Annotated in this window: 1 protein-coding gene; it reads right to left on the reverse strand. The window is 42.5% G+C overall.

Translation table 11 applies throughout. The features are described 5' to 3' along the window. On the reverse strand, nt 1-1,267 hold a 1,267-nt coding region (locus tag Q8K99_10035; GenBank protein ID MDP2182889.1), incomplete at both ends, for a hypothetical protein.

The raw sequence follows: 1,267 nt of genomic DNA on the forward strand, positions 1-1,267 counted from the left end.
AGTAAACGTTTGACTTGAACCGTAAGGAACTTTTACACTGCCGGAAGGAGTAATACGTCCATTCGCTCCGGCTGAAGCAGTTATGATCATCGTATCCAAAGTGAATGTAGCACTCTGAGTAATTGGGTTGAGTATTTGAATATTCGTTGAATCGAGCATTCCTGTATAAGACCCAGCACCTGTTCCAATCCAACCTCTGAAAGCATAACCGGTGTTGGGAGTTGCTTTAATTTGTAATACTCTGCCGCTATCCTGCCACCCGGTTACAGGGAAGACAGTGCCATTGGGAGTTGACGACATAGTGAGATAATATTGTGTAAGAAAATTAGCAATGAAAGATGAATCGCTGTTCGGAATTATCGAATGCGATATGGCTCCGCCATCGCTCCAATTTTGCCAAGCATATCTTGTGTTTGTTGCACCGGGCTGCGGCGATGTCGTACTGATCGATTGTGAAGTCCCCGGAGTAACTGTTCGGGTCTGTGTGGTTGTGTAATCAACTCCATTATACCTAAAAGTAAGACCGGAAAAATTTGTACCAATTGTTATTTGAACCGGCAGCCGGATAAAACTTGCTGTTTGATTGATAGCACCGTCAATCGTGATGGTTCGTGGATTACCCGAACCACTATATGAGCCAGAGCCTGTCCCGCTCCAACTGCTAAATTCATATTTACTATCTGGAATAGCTGTGATTACGACAGATTGACCTCGGTTGAACCAGCCACTTGGCGGTGTAACCGAACCACCGGTGTTAGCAATCATCGTAAGATAATGCTGTGTTGTGAAGTTTGCGGTATATGTAGTATTCACAAGCGGAGCGACATTACTTGTACGAGTGCCGCCATTTGTCCAACTATTCCAAACATACTGTGTCCCTATTACTCCGAGTTGTATACTATCAGTAGAAATCGTATGTGTTTCGGCAGCAGTCCAGTTAAATGTTTGTGTGGAATCATATATATTGCCATCAACAATAAATCTTCGACCGACAGGGTTTGTTCCAATCGTAATTGTTAATGTTCTCGGAGCAAAGGTTCCGTGTATAATCTGATTAGATGTAACATTCGTGAATGTATAACTTGTATCATTTCCTGCATAGACACCGTTTACGAATATACTGTCAACCTGATAACCTGTGTTAGGACGAATCCTAAAATTCTGACTGGCGCCATGATTTATTTGTACTATACCTGATGGTGTTATTGTTCCGTTTAATCCTGCCGTCGCTGTAATTGTGTATTGAAGAATTGCAAATTTAGCAGAG

It is taken from the genome of Actinomycetota bacterium (assembly GCA_030682655.1).
Classification (GTDB): Bacteria; Actinomycetota; Coriobacteriia; order Anaerosomatales; family JAUXNU01; genus JAUXNU01.